The following is a 19022-nucleotide window of genomic DNA, read 5'->3' as shown; positions in this document are numbered from 1 at the left end:
TGATGTAGTACAGTTGAAGGCTGGTGAGAAATTATGGCAACAAAACATGAACAAATCATCCAACATATTTGGTCATTAGAAGTTGGACATAAAATATCGGTACGACAAATTGCGAAAGATTTGAATGTTAGTGATGGGACTGCCTATCGGGCGATTAAAGAAGCGGAGAATCAAGGGCTGGTAAGCTCCATCGATCGTGTCGGCACGATTCGAATTGAACGAAAGAAACGGGAGAACTTCGAGCATTTGACCTATGCGGAAATCGTCAATATTGTTGATGGACAAGTGCTGGGCGGGAAATCTGGGCTTCATAAAACATTAACGAAATTTGTTATCGGTGCGATGGAAATTAAGGCAATGATGCGCTATACGGAGGCCAATTCATTATTAATCGTCGGAAATCGCGATAATGCACACGAAGCGGCATTAAATGCTGGGGCTGCTGTTTTGATTACAGGTGGATTTGATACGAGCGCTGTGATTAAACAGTTGGCAGATGAGAAGGAATTGCCAATTATTTCGACAAGCTATGATACTTTTACCGTTGCCTCCATGATAAATCGGGCAATTTATGATCAGCTAATCAAGAAGGACATTGTCTTTGTTGGTGACATTGCAACAACGTTGGATGATACGTACTATTTGAATTCAAGTGATACAATTCTGCAATGGAATATGTTAAACAAGAAATCGAAGCATAGTCGTTTTCCTGTTGTCGATGAAAAACTTCGTGTTGTCGGCATTGTTTCGGCAAGGGACATCGTTGGCCGGGATGATGATACGCCAGTGACTAAAGTAATGACGAAGAAACCTCTAGTGGTCACAGCGAAAACATCACTTGCCTCTGTTTCACATACAATGATCTGGGAAGGAATTGAGGTTATACCGATTGTCGATCAAGACTCGAAGCTCCAAGGACTTGTTTCAAGGCAGGACGCCTTAAAAGCATTGCAGCAAATGCAGCGACAACCACAGGTCGGGCAAACGATTGATGATCTCATCTCCACGAATCTCGAAGAAGTGAGTGGGGAAGTGGATACGTATCAAACCGAGGTAACGCCGCAAATGACGAATCCATTAGGTACCCTGTCATATGGTGTCTTCACTTCCATCATTTCCACTGCTAGCAGTCGACTATTAATGAAAACGAAAAAGGCAGATCTTGTAATCGAGAATATTACGATTTATTTCAATAAACCAGTTCAAATCGAGAGTATTCTAACGATTAAACCGAAAATTCTAGATGTCGGTCGTGTTTATGCAAAAATCGAAGTCGATGTTTTGATGAAACAAAATATTGTTGGTAAGGGCTTAATTATGGCACAATTGATGAATCGATAAGTGGATATGAAAAAGCTTGCTATCCATAAAATAGCAAGCTTTTTTTAGTCATTCCGTTGCATTCAATCGCTTCCACTCGTTTCGATAATGCTTCACCTCTTTAAAGCCACGATAAAGTTGTAAGCTACCGAAGAAGATAAAGATAATACCGATAATTAAGGAAAAACGAGATAAATAGAATATGTATTGATTTACCCCATAGAAGAAAATGAAGCTGCCAAGACAGATGCGGGACTTCGCATTAAAGTAGCGTTGCGTTAGTCCATCTTTACTCTTGACGATGGCAACCTTATAATATACATAGAGCACAAGGGAGATAATAATAATAATTGGAAAAATAATCATGTAATCGCTCCTAAATTCAGTTAAATCCTACTATTCTTATTGTACCGTTTTTCGCCTGAATTTGCGAGTGTTACTGAAATCTACTACAGGGTCAGGAGCTATCATCATGTCAAAAACTGAAATCATTGAAACAATCAAACAATACGATACAATTATTATTCATCGCCACGTCCGACCAGATCCGGATGCACTTGGTTCACAGGTCGGTTTAAAGGAAATCATTAATGCATCTTTCCCGAATAAATCGGTTTATGTCGTTGGGGAGGAAGAGAAATCTTTAACATTTTTAGCAAAAATGGATGTTATTAAGGATGAACAATATAAGCAAGCACTGGTGATTGTCTGTGACACAGCCAATTCACCGCGGATTGATGATGACCGCTACAATTTAGGGGAGAAGCTAATCAAAATCGACCATCATCCTGTCGTTGACGAATATGGCGACATTCGCTGGGAGAATACCGATGCAAGCTCTGCAAGTGAAATGATTTATGAACTATATGAACATGGGAAAGATTTGGGACTTAAAATGAGTGACGACGCTGCACGACTTTTATATGGCGGGATTGTTGGGGATACAGGTAGATTCATGTTCCCAAGCACAACGAAGAAAACCTTCCAATATGCAGCAGAGCTCGTAACGTATCACTTCGATCGTACGGAACTTTATCAGAATTTATATATGGAAAAAGATTCGCTTTCTAGACTAAAAGGGTATATTCTACAAAACTTTGAGCTCACTCCAGCTGGATCATCGACAATTAAGCTACCAAAGGAAATATTAGAAAAATTTAATGTTTCCCCTAGAGATCCTGGTAAAATCATTAATGTGCTCAGCGATGTCGAAGGGATTAAGGCATGGGCATTTTTTGTTGAAGAAGGGGATACGATTCGCGTCAGCATTCGCTCGAAAGGTCCAGTAATTAACCAACTTGCAGCGAAATACAATGGCGGAGGCCACCCACTCGCATCCGGTGCGCAAGCTGAATCATGGCAAGAGGTAGAAACGATCATTGCAGATTTAGATGCACTATGTAAGGAAGATTAAGCAATCCATAATTGCACTATAAAAGGCGCATGAATATTTCATGCGCCTCAAACTTTAATCCGATAATTTTGCTTTCACAGTTATTTCCACCGTATTTGAATACATTAATTTCGTAATCTCGAAATAATACGTGAAATCATCGACTGTGAATCCTTTATTTTCTATGGTTGATTCTAGTAAATTATCACCTGCCGCAACAGCCTCAATCTTTTCACCGATAATTGAGTAGATGGCAGCCTTTATCATTTCCTCGAGCTGAAAGGTAATTAAACGATCTAATTTTAACTCCTCCCCATTGATAATATTGATTTCAATGGCTTGGACAGTTAGTGACTGATTGGACTTCTCACTTAAATTTTCTTTATCCTTGAGCAATGCTTCATTTTGTGCCTTTACCTTCGTCACCTGTGCCTGCAGCTCGAAATTAGTTGCAATCAACTTTTCATATTGGGAACCATACATATACATGATCACGATATAAGATAGGATTGCACCAATGGCCGCACCAACGAGGAAGCGTTGCCATGAAGGCCTCTTATGATATGGCGGGATATGCATTATTCGACCTCCTCTTGGATCAACCATTCGATTAAGAGGATTGCCGTTTTCACACCACCCATTGCAGATAATATTAATGATGCTTGTTTCAATAAGTCCATTGTCGACCCGTCAAGAAAACCCTTCTCGAAATTAGCAATCGCATCGAAGGTACCACCAATCGCGGCAACAATCGCCCAAATTCTAAGGCGACTAGCGATTCGCCCAATTGCTGTTAGTGGTGCGTTTCCGGTAACGAAATCGCCGATACTGCCAATAATTGATCCACCAATGACGACGCCAAAGGCAATAAAAAAACAGTGGATAACGGAAGCAAAGAAACGTTCCTCCATCGCGATGCACACTCCTCCAAAACTATTCTCCACATTATATGATGCGAATGGACAAGATATGAGTTAAATTTTGCAGACACCGTATGCACGTTCTATATTTATTGCTATAATAGTTATTAGAGAAAAGGCGGGATATGATGTCATATACACATTTACAAGTTAGAAGTGGCTATAGCCTGATGGATAGTACGATTACAATTGATAAATTGGTGAACCATGCCAAAGAACTAGCGTTTCATACGATTGCACTGACAGACGAACATGTCCTCTATGGCGCGATTCCTTTTTATAAAGCATGTGTAAAGGCTGGAATAAAGCCCATTATCGGCATGATTACGAAGGTGATGACTGGTGAAGAGGAGAATGAGGTGGTACTCCTTGCGAAAAATAACCATGGCTACAATGCGCTTGTTAAGCTAAGTACAGAGCTGCAATTGGCACAGAGAAATGCAATTGACTTCACGGAAATGCATGCATTTACGGAAAATCTGATCTGTATATTACCTGCTGCTAATCCGTCCATTGCTGATTTATTGCTTGGCGCTACGTACGATCAAGTGGCAGCATATGTTAACAGGTGGCAAGAGGCTGTCCGGAGTGATGGTTTCTATTTAGGTATCCAAGCAAATGAAAGTGCGGAACTTGTGAGGTCGCTCCAGGCTTTTCATGAACAGTATGATATCCCCGTCGTTGCTGTCAATGATGTTCGCTATTTAGAAGAGAAAGATGCAATTGCCTATGACTGCCTGCAAGCAATCAAGCATGGGAATCGTTGGGGGATGCAGATAGCGGACGCAACTAGCAGAAACAAGCATTTAAGGTCCGCAAGTGAGATGGAAGCACGCTTTGCCGATAATTGGCCGGAAGTGCTCCAGGAAACGGAGAAGATTAGTGCTAAATGCGAGGTTACGTTCGACTTCAATCAGCGCCTATTGCCGTCATTTCCTGTTCCAAATGGCATATCGGCTGATGCGTATTTGGAACAGCTTTGCAAAGAAAATGTGATGAAAAAATATGCTACCCTAACAGATGAAATATCCGAACGATTACAATATGAGCTTGGGATCATCCAATCGATGGGTTTTAGCGATTATTTTTTAATTGTTGCAGATTTTATCCGCTATGCAAAGGAAAATCAGATTTTAGTTGGTCCTGGTCGTGGGTCGTCAGCAGGCTCGCTAGTCGCTTATGTGCTTGGGATTACCGATGTCGATCCAATCCATTATCATTTATTATTTGAGCGATTTTTGAATCCTGAACGACAAACAATGCCGGATATTGATATTGACTTTGCCGACGAGAAGCGAGATATGGTGATAGATTATGTCCGCGAGAAATATAGTGCAGAACATGTTGCCCAAATCATCACGTTCGGTACGTTTGCGGCACGGTCGTTAATCCGCGAGCTGATAAAAACACTGGAGGTCGATGATCAGGAAGCACGCTATATTTTGAAGGAAATTCCCCTACAAACGAAGAAGGGAATCAGTGAAATCATCCAGGATTCAGCTGATTTACGCGATTTTATTAAAGCATCACCGAAGCTGAAGGTATTATTCACTGTTGCAATTAAGCTGGAGGGAATCCCTAGACATGTCTCGACACATGCGGCAGGTGTCGTAATTAGTGAGCAGCCGCTAAGCGAGCATGTCCCGCTGACAATCGGAACAAATGAAACACGCTTAACCCAGTATACGATGACCGATCTTGAATCGCTCGGCTTATTAAAAATCGACTTTCTTGGTTTGCGTAATTTAACCTTGCTTGAAAAAATCGTGAAGTCGATTCAGCTAACCGCAAATAAAAATCTAACCCTTGATTCGATCCCGGCAGATGATGAATCAACCTATGCACTGCTTCGGAAAGGGCAAACGAATGGCATTTTTCAGCTGGAATCCCAAGGGATGAGGGGTGTGCTGAAGGCATTAAAACCGACATCTTTCGAGGATATCGTCGCGGTCAATGCCCTCTATCGCCCAGGTCCGATGGATTTTATCCCGACCTATATTGCGAGAAAACATCATCAGGAACAAGTGACCTACCCACACCCGGATTTGGCGCCAATTTTAGAAAAAACGTACGGTGTCTTGGTTTATCAAGAGCAAATTATGCAAATCGCCAATCGAATTGCTGGGTTTACATTGGGTGAAGCGGACATCCTGCGCCGTGCCGTTAGCAAGAAGAAGCAGGAGGTAATGGATGAACAGAAGGAAGCGTTCGTAAATGGCTGCCTTCACAATGGTTACGAACGAACAGTTGCTGAAGAAATTTTTAGCTGGATTGTGAAATTCGCAAATTATGGGTTCCCACGCAGTCATGCGGTTGCCTATAGTAAAATTTCCTATCAATTAAGCTACTTAAAAACCCATTATCCAGCAAACTTCTTTGCAGAGATACTAAGTGCAGCGCGAAATCAGCAAGATAAAATCAGCATGTATTTGAAGGAATTAAGGGGGCAAGGGCTCACACTGCTGTCACCATCGATCAATCATAGTTACAGCAAATATACGGTGGATCATCAACAGGTACGGATGGGTCTGGCAACGATTAAAGGGGTCGGCAATCAGGCAATCCAGGAAATTATCCGCGTTCGGAAGCAGGCGAAGTTCAAGAATATTTTCGACTTTTGCTTGCGCATCGATTTCAAACAAATCAATCGCCAAACGATAGAAAATCTGATTATTGCAGGGGTATTTGATGAAACCCACGCAAATCGTGCGAGCCTGCTAGCATCGCTTGATCAGGCGATGGAGCAGGGCGAGCTCTTTCGGGAATTCTCGGATCAGCCGAGTCTATTTAAAGATCAGATTGAGTTAGAAGTACATTATGTAGAAATAGAGGATTTCAGTATCGTCAAAAAGCTTGCTGATGAAAAAGAGTTTCTCGGAATGTATATTTCGAGTCATCCATTAAAGGAATATCGATCACGGTTACGTGCAAGTGGGTTTGTTCCGCTAGCAAATGCGGAAACCTTCATTGGCAAGCGAAATATGAAGGCCGCAGTAATTATTCAGCAAATCAAAACCATTCGCACGAAGCGCGGGGAATCGATGGCATTTATTACGTTGAGTGATGAAACGAGTGAGATGGATGGTGTTGTCTTTCCGGATTTGTACCGGGAAACGAGAAGATTTCTCGAGGAGGAAACGCTGATTATGATTAAGGGGAAAATCGAGTCGAGAAATCGTCGGGTCCAGTGGGTACTGGACGAAATCAAGCCATTTGCCGTGGATGAATTAGCAGTGATATCGAGCGAGCGCCTTTTTATTAAACTAGGCGATGAGGAGTCAGTGGAAGCACTGGAACAAATTCAAAAGGTTGCACACCAGTTTCCAGGAAGTGTTGCGATCATTATTTACCAGGAAAATACAAAGCAAACATATCAGCTTGCAGCAGATTACAATATTAATCCGACGCGCGATGCGCTAAATGCCCTTCGAAACTTTTTTGGAAATGCGGATGTTATCCTGCAGAAGTAGAAAATGGAGCGCAACTTTACAGACTTGACGCATCTGATATAATAGAGAAGTTATCGGTGGTCTGACCACCTGTTGATTGCAGCCAGTGATTACCCGCGAACAATTATCATCCATCACTTGGCAGATAATAGTGTCATAACTTCTCACTTTATTTGTACAACAATGCAAAATAATAAAACTCTATTTCTACAATCCATAACCCATCGCTATTAGGGCCTGCGCTTTTGATATGAAATCATTGTTAAATACAGAAAAAATGGTACAATCGAAAGTAGAAATTCCATCCAAATGTGTCTTGCTTTAAATCTAGCGAGTCTAGAAGCAAATTAAATGGGACTAGAAGGAGTGGCAACGAACCATGTCACTATTATCACAACAGAAGGTATATCAAGGTGTACTAAATGAAATCCGCAGCTATATTGAGAAAAATGAGTTAAATGCAGGGGACAAGCTGCCATCGGAGCGCGAGCTTGCGGAGAAGCTGCAAGCAGGCAGATCCTCTGTAAGAGAAGCATTGCGAGCACTGGAACTGCTTGGTATAATTGAAACGAGACATGGTGAGGGTACCTATTTGAGTACATATCGTCCATTCCATATTGTTGAACTTTTATCATCATTTATTTTACAGCAAGGCAATACAAAGGAAGATTTGTTTTTATCAAAGCGGATTATCGAGAAGGAAGCAGCAAAGCTTGCGTTTGATCGCTTTACTGACTCCGATCTTGATGAATTAAAGCAAATCATTGATTCAACGTACGACCATCCAAATGATCGGCATGTTGCATTTTTTAACTTTATCTTTATGAAGACGGAAAACTTATTGTTGACGAGAATTTGGCAATTAATGGAGGAGTTTTCACATACGATAAGGAAGGATTGCTATGATATATCCTTTTATCGTCAGCTAGTAGCGTTATATACCGATCGTCATTATTCATTGATTGAGAATTTATTTTAGTAAGTAACTTTTCTAAGTGGAATAGAAGGGTAATAAGCTTTCAATCTGTAGCTTGCAATAGGAGAATTATTTTGATTCCTCGACTAGTTTAGACAACCTTTTTGTACCGGATAAGCTAGTATTGGAAATACGAGAATGCAGCGTCCTGACATTTAAGGTGTTGCAGTTAAGAGGCTCTTAGAAGGAGGAATTACCTTGGCTAAATTTATGTTTAGCAAGCGTAAGAAATACGCAACAATACCGAGCGAACATAGCAAGGTAGATGTTCCTGAAGGTTTAATGCAAAAATGTGATAAATGTCATAAAATATTTTATCGAAAAGAATTGAAGAAAACGTTAAATGTTTGCCCAAACTGTGGATATCATCATCCATTAGGAGCATGGGAACGAATTGAAAGTTTATTTGATGAAGGTACATTTAAGGAATGGGATCAGAAAATGACAACTGTAAACCCATTAGACTTCCCAGGTTATGATGAAAAGGTTAAGAAGGACATGCAGAAGACAGGATTAAATGAAGGAATCGTGACTGGACATGGTCTGATTAATGGACAAGCAACAGCGTTTGCTGTTATGGACTCCTCTTTCCGAATGGGTAGCATGGGTTCTGTAATTGGTGAAAAAATTGCGAGAGCGATTGAAAATGCGAAAGAAGCATCATTGCCATTTATTATTTTCACTGCCTCTGGTGGCGCAAGAATGCAGGAGGGTGTCTTAAGTCTAATGCAAATGGCAAAGACGTCCGTTGCTATCAAACGCTTCAGCGATAGTGGTGGACTGATGATTTCGATTATGACCCATCCAACAACAGGTGGGGTTTCTGCTAGTTTCGCCTCACTAGGTGATTACAATTTCGCTGAACCAGGTGCATTAATTGGTTTTGCGGGTCGACGAATCATTGAACAAACCATTCGCGAAAAACTACCCGAAGATTTTCAAACTGCAGAATTTCAATTAAAGCACGGACAATTGGATCGAATTGTACCAAGAGAAGAAATGAAAGACCTTCTTACAACGCTACTTGAAATGCATGAGAAGGGTAGGAGTAAGGCATGAAGCATGTATTAGAATTTGAAAAACCAATCATTAACCTAAAAGAGAAAATCGCAGAATTAAAGAAGTTCACTTCTGAAAGTGAGCTTGATTTGACAGAAGAAATTACGACACTAGAAAAACGGTTGGAAGAGTTGGAAGCAGATGTTTATGGGAATTTAAAGCCATGGGATCGGGTACAAATGGCAAGACATCCGGAACGTCCAACAACGATGGACTATGTGGAGCATATATTCACAAGCTTTATCGAGTTTCATGGTGACCGTTATTTCGGTGATGATGAAGCAATCATTGCGGGGATCGCTTATTATCGCGATCAGCCTGTTACCGTTATTGGTCATCAGCGCGGGAAAGATACAAAGGAAAATATCCGCAGAAACTTTGGCATGCCACATCCGGAAGGGTATCGGAAAGCACTCCGTCATATGAAGCAGGCAGAGAAATTTAATCGACCGATTATTTGCTTTATCGATACGAAGGGTGCATACCCTGGCAGGGCAGCAGAAGAACGCGGACAGAGCGAAGCAATTGCCAGAAACCTCATGGAGATGGCAGGACTCACGGTTCCAATTATTTGTATTGTAATTGGTGAAGGTGGAAGTGGTGGTGCACTTGCACTTGGTGTAGGTGACCAACTTCATATGCTTGAGAACTCTACTTATTCTGTAATCTCACCAGAAGGTGCTGCAGCATTACTATGGAAGGATGCTGGACAAGCGAAAAGAGCAGCAGAAACTATGAAAATTACCGCATATGATTTGAAACAATTGCATGTAATTGATCAAATCATTCCTGAAGCAAGAGGCGGAGCACATCGGGACGTAAAGCAACAGGCAGACTATATTGACCAAGTGATCAACCAATCGCTTAAGAAGCTTTCTGCCTATACGAAGGAAGAGCTATTAGAGCGACGTTGGGAGAAATACAAAGTAATTGGTGAATTTGAATAATTGTAAGCTATTCAAGGTTGATAATGCGAGCATTATCAGCCTTTTCTTGCAGCTTTGGAAACTGTAAAATTGGACGCTGTGTATAACTTAATTACCGAGAACAGCCACGTCCAGCGTAAGCGTCCCGTGCTCCTAGCGAGACTTCCCTCACCTCCGTACGATAAGTCAACATCGATTCGCTAGGATTAAGGAAGGCCGACTAAAATCGGGAATTCGCCAACGTCGGCATACCCCTAAAGTGAAGGGGCATGTTTCCTTTATCTCAAAAGGCAAGGAGAAGTTCGACTAAGTTCGCCACGTCCTGTGGCAACGTCGAACCACCTCATCTCCGTACGTCGCTAAACGGGCGCTTACGCTTTTGTTCCGCATTTGTTATTTTTCCATGTGTTTTTGCATAATTCGTTGCTATTTGTCGAATTTTTCATTATCCTAAATATAGTAGGTATTGGAGCATATTACTTGCAAGGCATATCTCGTCACGGATTGAAGTTCCACTTTACGACAAATTATGGTACAGTAAATGAGGTAAAAATAATTTCCGACTAGAGGTGAGAGTGAATGATAAAGAGAATTGGCGTTTTAACAAGCGGTGGAGATGCACCGGGAATGAATGCTGCGATTCGTGCGGTTGTTAGAAAGGCTATTTATCATGACGTAGAGGTATTTGGAATTAAAAATGGCTATCAAGGACTTATGGATGGTAATATTGAATCAATGAATGTTGGCTCTGTTGGTGATATTATTCAACGTGGAGGGACGATTCTCTTCTCTGCACGAAGTGAAAAATTCAAAACAGAAGAAGGCCAAAACTTAGCAATCGAGCAATTAAATAAATACGAAATAGATGGCTTAGTTGTCATTGGTGGCGATGGTAGCTTCCGTGGCGCACAGAAATTAACTTCAAAAGGTTATCCATGTATTGGTGTACCAGGAACAATTGACAATGATATTGCTGGTACAGATTTCACCATTGGTTTTGATACCGCACTTAATACAGTAATCGAAGCAATTGATAAGATTCGCGATACGGCGACATCACATGAACGTACGTATATCATTGAAGTGATGGGAAGAGACGCTGGTGACCTTGCACTATGGGCAGGATTATCTGGTGGAGCAGAAAGCATCATTATCCCAGAAAGAAAAGATGATTTCGACGAAGTGGTTGACCGATTAAATCGCGGTCATGATCGTGGCAAGAAGCATAGTATAATCGTGTTAGCAGAAGGCGTCGGTAGCGGGATTGATTATGGGGAACGTATTCAAGAAGCAACCGGTCTGGAAACACGTGTAACGGTACTTGGTTACATACAACGTGGTGGTTCACCATCCGCACAAGACCGTGTCTTAGCAAGTCGTCTAGGAGCGAAGGCAGTAGAAATCCTACTTGAAGGTAAAGCAGGAAGAATGGTTGGTATTGAAAGTAACCAGCTTGTAGACTATGACATCAATGACATTTTAACGAAGAAACATCAGATTAATAAAGACATGTACCAACTTTCAAAAGAATTATCGATCTAGGAATGCACCATAAGGAGGAAGAAGTAAATGAAAAACACTAAAATTGTATGTACGATTGGACCAGCATCAGAATCTGTAGAAACATTGGAACAGCTAATTGAATCCGGCATGAATGTTGCCCGACTTAATTTCTCACATGGTGACCATGAAGAACATTTAAACCGTATTAATAACATTAGAGAAGCGTCAGAGAAGACAGGTAAGACAGTTGCAATCTTATTGGATACAAAAGGACCTGAAATTAGAACGAATAACTTCAAAGATGGTATTGCAGAACTTGTAGAAGGGAATACCGTTATCATCGCAATGGAAGAAGTGGAAGGTACTGCAGAACGTTTTTCTGTAACATATGAAGGTTTAATCAATGATGTCCACGAAGGTTCTAAAATTCTAATCGATGATGGCTTGATTGAATTAGAAGTTACTGAAATCGATCATGCTGCAGGCAATATTATTACAAAAGCACTAAACACAGGGATTGTTAAGAATAAAAAAGGTGTAAACGTTCCGAATGTATCCGTAAACCTACCAGGGATTACAGATAAAGATAAAAGCGATATTATCTTCGGTATTGAACATCAAGTAGACTTCATTGCAGCATCATTCGTACGACGTGCATCAGATGTACTTGAAATCAGAGAAGTATTGGAGCAACATAACGGCTCATATATCCAAATCATTCCTAAGATTGAAAACCAAGAAGGTGTTGACAATATTGACACAATCTTAGAGGTAAGTGATGGATTGATGGTTGCTCGTGGTGACTTGGGTGTTGAAATCCCTGCAGAAGATGTTCCATTAGTACAAAAGTCATTAATCAAAAAATGTAATACAGTAGGTAAACCTGTTATTACAGCAACACAAATGCTTGATTCAATGCAAAGAAACCCTCGTCCAACAAGAGCAGAAGCATCAGACGTTGCGAATGCGATTTTAGATGGTACAGATGCAATTATGCTTTCTGGTGAAACTGCAGCAGGTAATTATCCAGTTGAATCTGTAAAAACAATGTATAATATTGCATTAAAAGTCGAATCAGCACTTGATCATCATACGATTTTACAAGAGCGTTCAAGAAATGTCGATATGTCCATTACAGAAGCTATCACACAATCTGTTTCACATACGGCACTTAACTTAGATATTACGACCATTATCACACCAACAGAAAGTGGTCATACTGCAAGAATGATTTCTAAATATCGTCCAAAAGCAACCATTCTAGCTGTTACGTATGAAGAATCAGTAAATCGTCAGCTTTCATTAGTATGGGGTGTTCATGCTGTTATGGGCAAAAAAGCAAATTCAACAGATGAAATGTTGGATATTGCAGTTGACTTAGGATTACACGCAGACCTTTGCAATCGTGGAGATCGTGTCATCATTACTGCAGGTGTTCCTGTTGGAGTAAGTGGTACAACAAACTTCATCAAAGTCCATGTAATTGGCGATGTTCTTACAAAAGGACAAGGAATTGGCAGACGTACAGCATATGGAAAAGCTGTATTTGCTAAGAATGCGAAAGAAGCACTTGAGAAAGTAGAAGATGGCGATATTCTTGTTACAAACGGAACAGATCGCGATATGATGGAAGCAATTGAAAAAGCAGGTGGAATTATCACGCAAGAAGGCGGATTAACGTCCCATGCAGCAGTTGTTGGACTAAGCCTAGGTATTCCAGTAATTGTCGGCGTTGAAGATGTATTTGAAACGCTAACAGATGGCCAAGCAATTACAATTGATGGAAGTAAAGGTGACATATACAAAGGTCACGCGAGCGTTCTTTAAGGGAAATAGGCTACAATATATGTAGTTGAAAGGGATAGAAATCGGTGATACAGCCGATTTCTATTTTCATATAGGCTGTTACTAAAAGATTGGGATTGAGGTTACACGTCCTAACCAAAATAGGGTGATGAGAGTTCTTAGGCCAATCGCTGCGGAAAGCGACTGTCCGCAGTGGAGATCAACATTGCGCCTAGTTCATGGTGTATTTAAATAGCAACAGACCATACGAAATGAGCCTATATTTTTTTAGGAAGGAAGATGCTGTTATGCGTTGGTTGATACTTGCTCTACTCGTCATACCAGCTGCTGAGATTGGGGTATTTATCTGGCTAGGGAATATGATTGGTCCATGGTGGGTCATATTCCTAATACTATTCACAGGTATTGCTGGTGTCGCAATTGCAAAGAAGCAAGGAATAGATACATGGAATAGGGCAAGGGTAATGATGAGCCAGGGGCAGCCACCTGGAGAAGCGATGATAGATGGCATTTGTATCTTTATGGGCTCCATTCTTTTGTTTTTACCTGGATTGATATCAGATATCGCCGGAATTATCTTAATACTGCCATTTGCACGACGACCGATTAAACGATGGATCTATTATTATCTCAGACGAAAAATGAAAAACGGGACAATCATTTTCCGGAAATGGTAATCAAGCCGATCCTTTAATAAATGCACCTATCGAATGGAATACACCTGCATGATAAAATGCATGCAGGATGATTAGTATGAGTGGTGCCACTAGGAATCCAGCAACACCCCAAAGCTGAAGGGTAATAAAATACCCTAACAGTGCGACAAGTGGGTGGATTCCCATATTAGAGGATAATACTTTCGGTTCGATTAATTGACGAAAAACGATTGTGACCATATAAATAATTGTAATGCCAATTGTCAGCGAATAATTTGCAGTGAGAAATAAATAAAGCATCCACGGGATAAAAATCATCCCAGTTCCAATAAAGGGAATAATGTCAACAAATGCAGCTAGTAGGGAAATCGTTACCGCATGCTCCACTCCTAATATGAGCAGTCCAATTAATATTAACCCCGATGTCGTCATGACTAAAATAAACTGTGCCTTAATAAATCCGAATAAGGACTCCTTTAAGTGGGTAAGAATTCTTTTCGTTGATGTATTTGCTACTGGGGGCAGTATTGATTTCGATCCCAGTTTGAGCCGCTCCCAGTCATTCGTTATGAGAAAAGTTGCCAAAATGGTAAAAATAAACACCGTAATTGAATTAGGAAAGAAAGAAAGCAGACTTGGAATGCTTGTTAATAGATCCTGTAATAACGCTGCACCAGATGAAGCAAATTCTGCTGCCAGTTTATTTACGTTTTGCTCAATCGCTATCTGCTGTGAAGCATCTAATGTTTGGAAGAAGGAAAGAATCCTTTCATAGATTGGTATGATTGTCTGATTAAATAGTGCTTCCAAATATAATAGAATTGCCTCGAAATATGCAGGAAGTTTTTCCGCTAAAAAGGCTGTCCCATGATAGATTTCAACTACAATAAAATATACAGCGCCAAATAAAAAGAGAGAAATAAAGATTATGGTAAAGAAGGTTGCAAATGCTCTAGGTATCCGAATGATTGACTCAAAAAAGTGGACAATCGGATGAAGCAGGAATGCAAGGAACATCGCAATAAATAACGGATATAAATAAAGAAACGCATATTTGATTAAAAAATAACCACATATTACGATAGCAATGACGATAATAAGGCGTAATAACTGCATGAACAAAGGCTTGTACATAAGAAAATCCTCTCTACAAAAAGATGCTTGTACTATTCTACATATGCTAAAAGATAAGAAAATAGTACGTAATTTGAGAGGAAGATGGATTTTGCAATGATTATTTTTCGCAAATTAAACGGTTTCAATTCACTTTACATTCATAATACTTTATAATTAGATTTGGGGAGACAGTATTTATTTCTATAGGATTGCTAGCCTTTTATTTCGAAATTATTCAAGTGGTGATCATTTGGCTAAGTAGCCTGGAAGTAAATATTGTTTAAATGTATTCTATGAACACGAATACAATATTGAATAGAGGAGAGGGTTTGTTATGACAACAACAACTAGAGGACTAGAAGGGGTTGTAGCAGCCGAGTCATCCATAAGTTCTATTATTGATGATCAACTCACATATGTTGGTTATAGAATTGATGATTTAGCTAATAATTCTAGTTTTGAAGAAGTAGTTTATTTATTATGGAATAAGAAACTACCAAATCAAACGGAATTAGATGCGATGAAAGCGGAACTTGCTACGAGTATGGAACTACCAAATACAATTATCGATCATTTACGTTCCTATGATTTAACAACCGTTCACCCAATGGCTGCATTGCGTACTGCCATTTCACTACTCGGTTTGTATGATAACGAGGCAGATGTGATGGAAGTGGAGGCAAATAAACGGAAGGCAGTCCGTATCCAAGCGCAGATTGCGACAATTGTTGCAGCATTCTCAAGGATTCGCAAAGGACAAGAACCTGTTAAACCACAGAAAAATCTAAGCTTTGCAGAAAACTTTCTGTACATGTTAAACGACGTGGAACCGAAAGATATCGAGAAAGAAGCGATCAATAAAGCACTCGTGCTACATGCGGATCATGAACTAAATGCCTCGACATTTGCGGCAAGGGTTTGTGTTGCAACATTAGCTGATATCTATTCGGGAATCACTGCAGCAATAGGGACATTGAAAGGACCACTTCATGGAGGGGCAAATGAAGCGGTGATGAAGATGCTTACCGAAATTGGAGAAGAGAAAAACGCAATACCATATATCAAGAAGAAGCTGGAAAATAAGGAAAAAATTATGGGCATGGGGCACCGTGTCTATCGTAATGGCGATCCACGTGCGAAGCATTTAAAGGAAATGTCACGCAAATTGACAAAACTAAATGGCCAGGAAAAATGGTATAATATGTCGGTAGCGATCGAGGACTATATTAAAGAACATAAAGGCCTGCCTGCAAACGTTGATTTCTATAGTGCATCTGTATATGATGCATTGGGAATTGATCATGATTTATTTACACCAATCTTCGCAATCAGCCGAACATCGGGCTGGATTGCACATATTCTTGAGCAGTATGAGAATAACCGTCTTATCCGCCCAAGAGCACAATATGTTGGACCATCGACTCAAGTTTATGTGACGATCAAAGATAGAGCGTAAGAGATTTAAAGATTCCATGAGATACATTGCGATACATGGGTAATCTGGATTTCATTGCGACATGACTGTAAAAAATCCAAATGCAATCATTAGAAATGAACGTATATGGGCAAGTGAATAGCAACTCTTTAGCTATTCCTCCCTTAATTATATTAGGAGGTATGACAAAATGACGCAAGGTGAAAAAATAACAGTAGAAAATGGTATATTGAATGTACCAAATAACCCAATTATTCCTTTTATTGAAGGCGATGGAACAGGTCCAGATATTTGGGCATCTGCACAGCGAGTAATCGAAGCAGCAGTTGAAAAAGCTTACAATGGTACAAAGAAAATTGAATGGTTAGAAGTATATGCAGGTCAGAAAGCATTTGATAAAACAGGTGAATGGCTGCCACAAGATACATTAGATAAAATCGATGAATATAAAATTGCAATTAAAGGTCCATTAACAACGCCAATTGGTGGGGGAATCCGTTCTCTTAACGTTGCATTACGTCAAGAATTAGACCTATTTACATGCCTACGTCCCGTTCGTTACTTTGAAGGTGTTCCATCACCAGTAAAACGTCCAGAAGACGTTGACATGGTTATTTTCCGTGAGAATACAGAAGATATTTATGCAGGAATCGAATGGCAACAAGGCTCTGATGAAGTGAAGAAGGTAATTGATTTCCTTCAAAAAGAAATGAATGTAAGCAATATTCGCTTCCCAGAAACATCAGGAATTGGCGTTAAACCAGTATCTGAAGAAGGAACGAAACGCTTGGTACGCTCTGCAATCACATATGCAATAACAGAAGGCCGTAACAGTGTTACTTTAGTACATAAAGGTAACATCATGAAATTTACAGAAGGTGCATTCAAGCAATGGGGTTATGAAGTAGCGGAAGAAGAATTCGCAGATAAAGTCTTCACATGGGCGGAATATGACCGCATTGTTGAGAAAGATGGAAAAGATGCTGCGAACAAGGCACAAGACGATGCATTAGCAGCAGGAAAAATCCTGATTAAAGATTCGATTGCAGATATTTTCCTACAACAAATCTTAACGCGTCCAAATGAATTCGACGTTGTAGCAACGATGAACTTAAATGGTGATTATATTTCTGATGCATTAGCTGCACAGGTTGGTGGAATCGGCATCGCTCCAGGAGCAAACATTAACTATGATACTGGACATGCTATCTTTGAAGCAACACATGGTACAGCACCAAAATACGCTGGTCTTGATAAGGTAAATCCATCATCCGTTATTTTATCAGCTGTTCTTATGCTTGATCACTTAGGCTGGAGAGAAGCAGGTAAATTAATTACAGACTCAATGGATAAAACCATAGCAACCAAAGTCGTAACCTATGATTTTGCACGTCTAATGGACGGCGCTACCGAAGTGAAATGCTCTGAATTCGGTTCAGAATTAATTAAGAACATGGAATAATACAAGCAGTAAGCTATATTATATGAAGAGCGCTCCTATTTTTAAATAGGAGCGTTTTTTTATGGATGTGCAGGGGATTCGGTTTTGGAGTAAAAAACAGCAGAAATAACAACCCTATTTTTACGAGATTAGCAACACAATGAACACTGGAATCAACATATATTTCTATGATTTAAGAACGGTAGTATAATCGATTTGCCTTATTATACAATTTCTTTTTCCTCTGTTCTATTTTCCTAACCTTATTAAAAGTAATTATTGAAAGAATTATGAACAACGCATACCATCCACTGAAATTGTCGTTATTAAAGTCATTTATTAAATTCACACCAACATCCTTCTTCCTAGTTTGTTGAAGTAGAGATAAGTCTAAATGGTTTTTAGTTGATAGGTCTAATTTTCAATTATAATTTCTCCTTCACCTTTTGGTATTTCGAAACCATTTAGGTAGGAAGTTAAAATTTCTTCAGTAATAGGGAACGCATTAGCATCAAAACGTTTGTTTCTTATTTTAAGCCGTTCACGTAAATCATCAGGATGAACTTTTAGATAAATAAGTTTCCATTTGCCGCCGGACTTTTCAATGAGTTGTTTATATTGGTCCCTTCTTACACGATCCCAAAAACTGAAGTCGATTACGACCTGTTGTTTATCGTGAATTAACTTTATTAAATGATTGCGTAATTTTATTTCTGCATCTTTCTTGTATTCCTCAATCCTTTCAATTGGGAAATCAATCCCATAACGACCATTCGTAGCCCATATTTCTTCATCGATAGAAAGACGTACAAAACCTTCTTTTTCTAATTGTTGTGAGAATGTAGTTTTCCCAGAGCCAGCCACGCCACACATCATTACCACTAGAGGGGTGAAATCATCTTGTTCGCGATAAATTAAGTCAAAATTAAACTTTTCAAACATCTGGATACTCCCCCAAATTTTTTGATATGAATTCCATCATAATCCTAAATAAGTTCTGAATCGGATTGTTTTACTCTTGC

The 19022-nt window shown here is 39.9% G+C and carries 16 protein-coding genes; 11 read left to right on the top strand and 5 right to left on the bottom strand.

Going from position 1 to position 19022, the window contains the following annotated elements:
• Positions 1-33 precede the first annotated feature (33 nt).
• Positions 34-1341: a DRTGG domain-containing protein gene (locus CWR48_RS16995; protein ID WP_115774519.1), complete on the top strand. Its 1308-nt coding sequence runs from the start codon at positions 34-36 to the stop codon at positions 1339-1341.
• Between the two features lie 48 nt (positions 1342-1389).
• On the opposite strand, the gene CWR48_RS16990 is transcribed toward CWR48_RS16995, so the two are convergent.
• On the bottom strand, positions 1390-1686 hold the full coding sequence (locus CWR48_RS16990; RefSeq protein WP_115774518.1) for a YtpI family protein: 297 nt from the start codon (positions 1684-1686) through the stop codon (positions 1390-1392).
• 106 nt (positions 1687-1792) lie between these two features.
• Between CWR48_RS16990 and CWR48_RS16985 the strand changes: the two genes are divergently transcribed.
• On the top strand, positions 1793-2734 hold the full coding sequence (locus tag CWR48_RS16985) for a DHH family phosphoesterase (RefSeq protein WP_115774517.1): 942 nt from the start codon (positions 1793-1795) through the stop codon (positions 2732-2734).
• Between the two features lie 54 nt (positions 2735-2788).
• On the opposite strand, the gene ytrI is transcribed toward CWR48_RS16985, so the two are convergent.
• Both ytrI and ytrH read right to left on the bottom strand, forming a co-directional pair.
• Entirely contained in the window at positions 2789-3292 is a 504-nt protein-coding gene (ytrI, locus tag CWR48_RS16980) for a sporulation membrane protein YtrI (RefSeq protein WP_115774516.1), read from the bottom strand.
• Positions 3292-3624 carry a sporulation membrane protein YtrH gene (ytrH, locus tag CWR48_RS16975; protein WP_115774515.1) on the bottom strand — a complete coding sequence of 111 codons (333 nt, stop codon included), beginning with the start codon at positions 3622-3624 and terminating at the stop codon, positions 3292-3294. The genes ytrI and ytrH overlap by 1 nt, the downstream gene beginning before the upstream one ends.
• Before the next feature lie 134 nt (positions 3625-3758).
• On the opposite strand from ytrH, the gene dnaE reads away from it, so the two are divergent.
• From dnaE to CWR48_RS16940, 7 genes are all read left to right on the top strand, one after another.
• Entirely contained in the window at positions 3759-7103 is a 3345-nt protein-coding gene (gene dnaE, locus CWR48_RS16970) for a DNA polymerase III subunit alpha (RefSeq protein ID WP_342772475.1), read from the top strand.
• Between the two features lie 358 nt (positions 7104-7461).
• Positions 7462-8061 carry a FadR/GntR family transcriptional regulator gene (locus tag CWR48_RS16965; RefSeq protein ID WP_115774513.1) on the top strand — a complete coding sequence of 200 codons (600 nt, stop codon included), beginning with the start codon at positions 7462-7464 and terminating at the stop codon, positions 8059-8061.
• A 195-nt stretch (positions 8062-8256) separates the two neighbouring features.
• On the top strand, positions 8257-9117 hold the full coding sequence (gene accD, locus CWR48_RS16960) for an acetyl-CoA carboxylase, carboxyltransferase subunit beta (protein WP_115774512.1): 861 nt from the start codon (positions 8257-8259) through the stop codon (positions 9115-9117).
• Entirely contained in the window at positions 9114-10064 is a 951-nt protein-coding gene (gene accA, locus CWR48_RS16955) for an acetyl-CoA carboxylase carboxyl transferase subunit alpha (RefSeq protein ID WP_115774511.1), read from the top strand. Before accD ends, accA begins: the two co-directional genes overlap by 4 nt.
• 561 nt (positions 10065-10625) lie before the next feature.
• A complete protein-coding gene (gene pfkA / locus CWR48_RS16950; RefSeq protein WP_115774625.1) occupies positions 10626-11585 on the top strand; it encodes a 6-phosphofructokinase in 960 nt (319 codons plus the stop codon).
• A gap of 27 nt (positions 11586-11612) precedes the next feature.
• Positions 11613-13373 (top strand): pyruvate kinase, encoded by a 1761-nt coding sequence (gene pyk, locus CWR48_RS16945; protein WP_115774510.1) that lies wholly within the window; start codon positions 11613-11615, stop codon positions 13371-13373.
• 266 nt (positions 13374-13639) lie between these two features.
• Entirely contained in the window at positions 13640-14029 is a 390-nt protein-coding gene (locus tag CWR48_RS16940) for an FxsA family protein (protein ID WP_115774509.1), read from the top strand.
• Here the strand turns inward: CWR48_RS16940 and ytvI are convergent, their stop codons facing one another.
• A complete protein-coding gene (gene ytvI, locus CWR48_RS16935) occupies positions 14030-15142 on the bottom strand; it encodes a sporulation integral membrane protein YtvI (protein ID WP_115774508.1) in 1113 nt (370 codons plus the stop codon). It abuts the gene before it with no gap.
• Positions 15143-15458: 316 nt separating this feature from the next.
• Between ytvI and citZ the strand changes: the two genes are divergently transcribed.
• Entirely contained in the window at positions 15459-16580 is a 1122-nt protein-coding gene (gene citZ, locus CWR48_RS16930; RefSeq protein ID WP_115774507.1) for a citrate synthase, read from the top strand.
• Between the two features lie 169 nt (positions 16581-16749).
• Positions 16750-18021: an NADP-dependent isocitrate dehydrogenase gene (icd, locus tag CWR48_RS16925; protein ID WP_115774506.1), complete on the top strand. Its 1272-nt coding sequence runs from the start codon at positions 16750-16752 to the stop codon at positions 18019-18021.
• Positions 18022-18414: 393 nt separating this feature from the next.
• Here icd and CWR48_RS16920 read toward each other — a convergent pair whose 3' ends face one another.
• The gene (locus CWR48_RS16920) at positions 18415-18942 is read right to left on the bottom strand and encodes a P-loop nucleotide/nucleoside kinase family protein (RefSeq protein WP_115774505.1); all 528 of its coding nucleotides are present in this window, start codon (positions 18940-18942) and stop codon (positions 18415-18417) included.
• Between the last annotated feature and the right edge of the window lie 80 nt (positions 18943-19022).

It is taken from the genome of Oceanobacillus arenosus (genome assembly GCF_003369575.1).
GTDB classification, from domain to species: domain Bacteria; phylum Bacillota; class Bacilli; order Bacillales; family Amphibacillaceae; genus Oceanobacillus; species Oceanobacillus arenosus.
This window is presented reverse-complemented; position numbering and strand designations above follow the sequence as displayed.